At 63.4% G+C, this 6,296-nt stretch carries 7 protein-coding genes and 3 pseudogenes; 2 read left to right on the top strand and 8 right to left on the bottom strand.

From position 1 onward, the window contains the following. The 5 genes and pseudogenes from QZ522_RS16875 to def (QZ522_RS16855) form a co-directional block, all read right to left on the bottom strand. Positions 1-126 (bottom strand): annotated as a pseudogene (locus tag QZ522_RS16875) (GlsB/YeaQ/YmgE family stress response membrane protein); the annotation flags it as partial. 6 nt (positions 127-132) lie between these two features. Further along, a complete protein-coding gene (locus tag QZ522_RS16870) occupies positions 133-375 on the bottom strand; it encodes a hypothetical protein (protein WP_294614295.1) in 243 nt (80 codons plus the stop codon). 9 nt (positions 376-384) lie between these two features. Beyond that, the gene (gene fmt, locus QZ522_RS16865; RefSeq protein WP_294614292.1) at positions 385-1,293 is read right to left on the bottom strand and encodes a methionyl-tRNA formyltransferase; all 909 of its coding nucleotides are present in this window, start codon (positions 1,291-1,293) and stop codon (positions 385-387) included. Positions 1,294-1,380: 87 nt separating this feature from the next. Beyond that, positions 1,381-1,875, bottom strand: coding sequence for a peptide deformylase (gene def / locus QZ522_RS16860; protein ID WP_294614289.1), 495 nt, complete (start codon positions 1,873-1,875; stop codon positions 1,381-1,383). Positions 1,876-1,879: 4 nt separating this feature from the next. Then, complete coding sequence (gene def / locus QZ522_RS16855) at positions 1,880-2,398, bottom strand: peptide deformylase (RefSeq protein WP_294614286.1); 519 nt, start codon at positions 2,396-2,398, stop codon at positions 1,880-1,882. A gap of 96 nt (positions 2,399-2,494) precedes the next feature. Here def (QZ522_RS16855) and QZ522_RS16850 point away from each other — a divergent pair, with 96 nt between their 5' ends. After that, positions 2,495-3,667, top strand: a complete 1,173-nt coding sequence (locus QZ522_RS16850; protein ID WP_294614283.1) for a MalY/PatB family protein — start codon at positions 2,495-2,497, stop codon at positions 3,665-3,667. Positions 3,668-3,677: 10 nt separating this feature from the next. Continuing rightward, positions 3,678-4,601, top strand: coding sequence for a dihydrodipicolinate synthase family protein (locus tag QZ522_RS16845; protein ID WP_294614280.1), 924 nt, complete (start codon positions 3,678-3,680; stop codon positions 4,599-4,601). Between the two features lie 43 nt (positions 4,602-4,644). Here the strand turns inward: QZ522_RS16845 and cobM are convergent, their stop codons facing one another. From cobM to QZ522_RS16830, 3 genes and pseudogenes are all read right to left on the bottom strand, one after another. Then, a complete protein-coding gene (cobM, locus tag QZ522_RS16840) occupies positions 4,645-5,424 on the bottom strand; it encodes a precorrin-4 C(11)-methyltransferase (protein WP_294614279.1) in 780 nt (259 codons plus the stop codon). Between the two features lie 2 nt (positions 5,425-5,426). Beyond that, a pseudogene (locus QZ522_RS16835) lies at positions 5,427-5,789 on the bottom strand (precorrin-3B C(17)-methyltransferase); the annotation flags it as partial. Continuing rightward, positions 5,759-6,296 (bottom strand): annotated as a pseudogene (locus tag QZ522_RS16830) (circularly permuted type 2 ATP-grasp protein); the annotation flags it as partial. The pseudogenes QZ522_RS16835 and QZ522_RS16830, both read right to left, overlap by 31 nt.

Below are 6,296 nucleotides of genomic sequence, written 5' to 3'. Positions count from 1 at the left end.
CCCGCCGATAAGAGCGCCCGCGATCCCGATCAGAACGGTCTGCACGATGCCGGTCTCGACCTTCATCATCCGCGTTGCCAGAAACCCGGCCGCCGCCCCGATAACGATAAGATAGATCACCCCCATGCCGCCCTACTTTCTGCTGCGCCAATGCGTGGGCACGATGATCAGCGCCCCGACCGACGATATGATCGCATCCACGCCCGGCGCCCCGAAGCGGAGCCCGAACATGATGCGGATAAAATAGAACAGGAATGCCCCGCCGACGCAAATGATGATCGAGGGCAAATAGCCATTGCGGGTGAAGGCGCTTTTTTCGGCAACATAGCCGACGATCCCCGCGATCACCACCGTGCCGAAAAGTTGCAGAAACATCCCTACCCCCTAGCCCAGAACCGTGCCGACAGGCAGGGCCATGCCGCGCAGGAACTCCTCGGCATCCTGCGCGCCCCTGCCCGCCCGTTGCAAGCGCAAAAGCCGCACGGCCCCCGAACCACAGGCCACCCTCGGGTCGGCGTCAAGCACCTCGCCGGGGGCGCCATGCCCCTCGGCCAGCGCCGACCCCAGTAACTTGATCCGCTGGCCATCGACCTCGATCCAGGCGCCGGGAAAGGGCGAAAGCCCCCGGATCAGTTGATCGACCTCTGTCGCGGGGCGGGTCCAGTCCACCCGCGCCTCGGCCTTGTCGATCTTGGCGGCATAGGTCACGCCCCCCTCGGGCTGCGGTTCGGGCTCCAGCGCGTCAAGCCGCTCCAGCGCCTCGACGACAAGCCGCGCGCCCATGACCGAGAGACGGTCATGCAATGCGCCCGTGACCTCCTCTGCGCCAATCTCCGTCGCTTCGCGCAAAAGAACCGGCCCGGTATCAAGCCCCTCTTCCATCTGCATGATGCAAACGCCGGTCTCTTTGTCCCCCGCCATGATCGCGCGATGAATGGGGGCGGCGCCGCGCCAGCGCGGCAACAGGCTGGCGTGGATGTTCAGACAGCCCCGCGCCGGGGCATCCAGGATCGCCTTTGGCAGGATCAGGCCATAGGCCACGACGACCGCCACATCGGCATTGAGCGCTGCGAATGCCTCGGCCTCGGCCTCGCTCTTAAGGCTGACCGGGTGGCGCACCTCAAGCCCAAGCGCCTTGGCGCGTGCCTGAACCGGCGAAGGGCGCTCCTTCTTGCCGCGCCCGGCGGGGCGGGGCGGCTGGCAATAAACGGCGACAACCTCATGACCCGCTGCAACCAGGGCCTCGAGCACCGGCACGGAAAACTCGGGCGTCCCCATGAAAACCACACGCATGACCGCCCCTTTCATCTTTCCAAAAATACTCAAAAAACCAAGAAAATTCGGCAAATTTTCATGGCCCCCGGCCGCACGCCCTGCGGCTCAGGCCAGCTTGCGCGCCTTGCGCAACAGCATATCCCGTTTGACCTTGCTCAGGTGGTCGAAATACATCCGTCCGGCCAGATGGTCGATCTGGTGCTGAACGCTGGTCGCCCAAAGCCCGACAAAATCGCGCTCCTCAAGCTCGCCCGCCTCGTTGAGAAACTCGACCGTCACCGCACGTGGCCGCGCGATCAGGGCCGACAGCCCGGGCAGGTTCGGGCTCGCCTCGGCATGCGGGCGCAGTTGCACACTGGCATGAAGGACTTTCGGATTGGCCATGCATACCGCCTTGCCGCGGCTTTCGCTGGCGTCGACCACAGCCAATGCGCGCATCACGCCGATCTGCACCGCGGCAAGACCGACGCCCGGCATTGCCTCCATCGTGTCGATCATGTCGGCCCAGTGCGCGCGCACCTCGTCGTCGATCGCCTCGACCGGCGCCGCGACGCTGCGCAAGCGCTTGTCGGGCCAGCGCAGACAGGGACGCACCGCCACCGGCCTAACCCCGCGCCATTTCGCGTTTCAGCTTTTGCATCCGGCGGGTGATCATCTGACGCTTCATCGCACCGAGGTAATCAATGAAAAGCTTGCCATCCAGATGGTCGATCTCATGCTGCACGCAGGTCGCCCAAAGCCCGTCGAAGCCTTCTTTATGGTCCTTGCCGTCAAGATCCATCCAGCGCACCTCGACCTCTTTCGGGCGGGTCACTTCGGCATATTGATCCGGAATCGACAAACAACCCTCTTCATAGACATTCGTCTCGTCCGACACCGCCACGATCTCGGGGTTGATCATCACCATCGGACGCGGGGTTTCATTCTCGCCCTTCACGCAATCAAGTACGATGATCCGCTCAAGCACCCCAACCTGCGGCGCGGCCAGACCGATGCCCGGCGCGTCATACATGGTTTCCAGCATGTCTCTGGACAGCTGGCGCAATGCGTCCGTCACATCGGCAACGGGCGTGCATACCTTCTTGAGGCGCGGGTCGGGGTGGATCAGGATAGGGCGTTTCATAGGGGTCATTTAGGATATGAGGACCCGTTCTGCAACGCCCCTTGCGCCCAACGCCATTTCGGCTAGCTTGGCCGCGCAGCCCACAGGAGAGCACTAATGAATTTCGACGAGATCATCGACCGGCGCGGCCATCTGTCCAGCAAATGGGACATGATGGAGAAACTCCATGGCGTTCCGGCAGATGACGGGCTTGCGATGTGGGTGGCCGACATGGACTTTCGCTCGCCCGATTGCGTGCAGGACGCCGTGCGTGCCAAGCTTGAGCATGGCATTTACGGCTATCTCGGCGATTACACGCCTTACACCTCGGCCATTCAGTGGTGGATGGAGACCCGCCACGGCTGGCAGATTGAGCACGACTGGATCATGACCGTGACCGGGCTGTGCAACGGCGTCGGCGTTGCGGTCGACACACTGACCAATCCCGGCGACGCTGTGGTGCTGTTTACGCCGGTCTATCACGCCTTCGCGCGGGTCATCCGGTCTGCGAATCGCACTGTCACCGAATGTCCGTTGGTCAATAACAATGGCCGCTACGAGATGGATTTCGACGCCTATGAACGCCAGATGACCGGCAAGGAAAAAATGCTGATCCTCTGCTCGCCGCACAATCCCGGTGGTCGGGTCTGGAGCAAGGACGAATTGCGCGCCGTCGGCGATTTCGCGCGTCGCCACGATCTGTTGATCATATCTGACGAAGTGCACCACGATCTGGTCTTTCCCGGCCACAGGCACACCGCGATGCCGCTGGCCGATCCCGGTATCGCCGACCGGCTGATCATGCTCACCGCGCCGTCGAAAACCTTCAACATAGCCGGGACGCATTGCGGCCAGATGATCGTGCCCAGCGACACCCTGCGCGGCCAACTCAAGGCGCGCATGTCGGCCCTGTCACTGGCCAGCCACGATTTCGGCGTGGCGATGACCACCGGGGCCTATAGCCCCGAGGGTGCCGCCTGGGCGGACGAGCTCGTCACCTATCTCGACGGCAATCGCAAGCTTTTTGACGAAGGTCTCAACGCCATTCCTGGCATTTCCTCGATGGCCCTTGAAGCCACCTATCTGTCATGGGTCGATTTCTCGGGCACCGGCATGAGCCGCGAGGAATACAAGAGACGCGTCAACAAGGATGCGCGCATCGCGGTCAACTATGGCTCGACCTTCGGCACCGGCGGCGAAAACTTTCTGCGCTTCAACATCGGCATGCCCCGCGCCCAGATCGTCGAGGCCGTCGAACGCCTGCAAGCGGCATTTGGCGATCTGCAATAGGACCGCAAAGATGACCGCCTGCACCATTTTCGCCGGGCTGTCGTCCTTTCCCCTCACCCCCGCCAACCCGGCGGGCGAGGTCGATACCGACGCCTTTGGCGCCCTTCTTGAGCGCAGCGTCGCAGCGGGCGTCGATTCCGTCTGCGTGCTGGGCAGTACCGGCATCTATGCCTATCTGTCACGTGCCGAACGCCGCCGCGCGATTGACGCCGCCATGTCCATCACGGCAGGTCGGATTCCCGTTCTGGCAGGCGTCGGCGCATTGCGCACGGATGAGGCATGCGCGCTTGCGCGCGACGCGCAAAAGGCCGGGGCGGATGGGCTTTTGCTCGCGCCGATGTCCTATACGCCTTTGACACAAGACGAGGTATATCAGCATTTTCAAAGCGTTGCGGCGGCCACCGAGCTGCCGCTCTGTATCTACAACAATCCCTCGACGACGCATTTTCAGTTTGCCCCGCCGCTCCTGTCGCGGCTCGCGGAGATTCCCAATATCGTCGCGCTGAAAAACCCCGAGCCGCCGCAAGGAAGCATCGCCGGGGAATTGGCCATGCTGCGCGCAGACCTCGCCGCCCCCTTCACCCTTGGCTATAGCGGCGACTGGTGCGCGTCGCAGGCGCTGTTGGCCGGCGCCGATAGCTGGTTCAGCGTCGTGGCGGGCCTGTTTCCCCTGCCCTCTCTGGCACTGACCCGCGCCGCGCAAGCGGGCGAAACCGCCAAGGCAATGCAGATCGACGCCCAGTTCGCGCCGCTCTGGGCCCTGTTCAAGGAATTCGGAAGCCTGCGGGTGATCTATAGCGCCGCCAATCTGCTCTCGCTCACCGGTGCAAAACCGCCGCGCCCGATCCTTCCGGTGCCGGTGGCGGCAGAGTGGCGTATTGCCTCGGCCCTCGCACCGCTTGCCGATTGGTCATCGACCCAAACCACCGCATGATCGCACCTGCTGGGGGGTGTCGCGTCGTGCCTGCCCCCGGTAATTACGCGGATGCCTTGGCGCTTGCCTTGGGGCGCAACACATGCGGCACAGCGGGATCATACAGTGCGCTTTCGGTGAAATCGCTGATCTCGCCCAGCACCTTGCCGACCATGATCAACGCCGTGCGTGTGATCTTTTCGGCGCGCACCTTGGCATGGATATCGGACAGCGTGCCGCGAATGAACATCTGATCCGGCCAGCCGACACGATAGGCCACCACCACCGGGCAATCCTCGCCGTAATAGGGCGCAAGGACCCGATGAATTTCACGCAGGTTGCGCACCCCGAGATGGATCGCCAGCGTCGCACCGGTACGCGCGAAATTCTCAAGCGTCTCGCCCTCGGGCATCGAGGTCGATTTCATCGACACCCGCGTCAGGACGATGGATTGCGCCACTTCCGGCACGGTAAGTTCCTGCCCCAGGGCCGCCGCCGCCGCAGCATAAGCGGGCACGCCGGGGATGATCTGATAGTCGATGCCATCGGCGCGCAAGCGGCGGATCTGTTCGGCTATCGCACCATAAAGCGACGGATCACCGGAATGCACCCGCGCCACGTCCTGCCCCTTGGCATGCGCGTCCTTGATCAGACCATGGGTGTCATCAAGCGTCATCGGCGCCGTGTCCATCACCAGCGCCCCTTCGGGTGCGCAGTCAACCACCTGCGGCGGCACAAGGCTTCCGGCATAAAGACAGACCGGGCAGGCGCCGATCACCCGCGCGGCCTTGAGGGTCAGAAGCTCCGGATCGCCCGGCCCCGCACCAATAAAATAAACCGTCATCTCTATGCGTTCCCTGTGTTTTCGACCGCGCGCGCCTGCGCCAGATCGCCGTCAATCTTGCGGGCATAACCGCGCGGCGTGAACATGCGCGGCCCCTCGCCCAACTGTGCCAGACGCGAATTGCTCGACCCGATCAGAACCACGGTCAGCATGTCGACCTCGTCCACTTCCAATTCGTCAAGGCGGCGATAGCGAATGTATTCCTCGGGCCGCCCAAGCGAACTTGCCAGCATCACCGGCGTATCCGCCGGGCGGTGTTTGAGCAGGATATCGCGCGCCTCGGCCAGAAGGGTACGGCGGGTTTTCGAGACCGGGTTATAAAAGGCGATCACGAAATCGCCCTCAGCCGCGGCATGAAGGCGGCGAGCGCCCTTGTTTCGAGCAGGCCGGTGCCCAGGGCATTGATCATCGAGATTGAGCCCTGGCGCAGCGCCTCGACCATGCCGGGCGTCCCGATGCGGCTGTCATAGCGCAATTCGAGCGGGTCGACGAAAGCGGCGTCCATGCGTCGCCAGAGGGCACTGACCGGCATCAGGCCGGCGACCGTACGCACCATGACCTTGCCGTCCTGGACGACCAGATCTTCGCCTTCGAGCAGCATCAGGCCGAGATAGCGGGCGATATAGGCGTGTTCGAAATAGGTTTCGTTGAGCTGGCCGGGGGTGAGAATGCCGACCCAGCCGCCGTCGCGCTTGGCGTCGGCAAACAGCATGTCGCGGAAATCGCGGAAGAAGCCGGCGAGGCGCTGCACGTTCATGTCCGCATAGATGTCGCTGAGCGCATGGGTGGTGGCGACGCGGTTTTCCAGCGCGAAGCCGGCCCCCGAAGGCGCCTGGGTGCGATCGCCCAAAACCCACCAGGCACCATCGGGA

The organism is uncultured Roseovarius sp. (genome assembly GCF_913054395.1).
GTDB lineage: Bacteria > Pseudomonadota > Alphaproteobacteria > Rhodobacterales > Rhodobacteraceae > Roseovarius.
Note: the sequence above shows the minus strand (reverse complement) of the source record. Positions and strands in the feature narration are given on the sequence as shown.

Coding starts and splice junctions, on each gene's coding strand:
- QZ522_RS16870 (WP_294614295.1), bottom strand. CDS start 375: ATGTTTCTGCAACTTTTCGGCACGGTGGTGATCGCGGGGATCGTCGGC.
- fmt (WP_294614292.1), bottom strand. CDS start 1,293: ATGCGTGTGGTTTTCATGGGGACGCCCGAGTTTTCCGTGCCGGTGCTC.
- def (WP_294614286.1), bottom strand. CDS start 2,398: ATGAAACGCCCTATCCTGATCCACCCCGACCCGCGCCTCAAGAAGGTA.
- QZ522_RS16850 (WP_294614283.1), top strand. CDS start 2,495: ATGAATTTCGACGAGATCATCGACCGGCGCGGCCATCTGTCCAGCAAA.
- QZ522_RS16845 (WP_294614280.1), top strand. CDS start 3,678: ATGACCGCCTGCACCATTTTCGCCGGGCTGTCGTCCTTTCCCCTCACC.
- cobM (WP_294614279.1), bottom strand. CDS start 5,424: ATGACGGTTTATTTTATTGGTGCGGGGCCGGGCGATCCGGAGCTTCTG.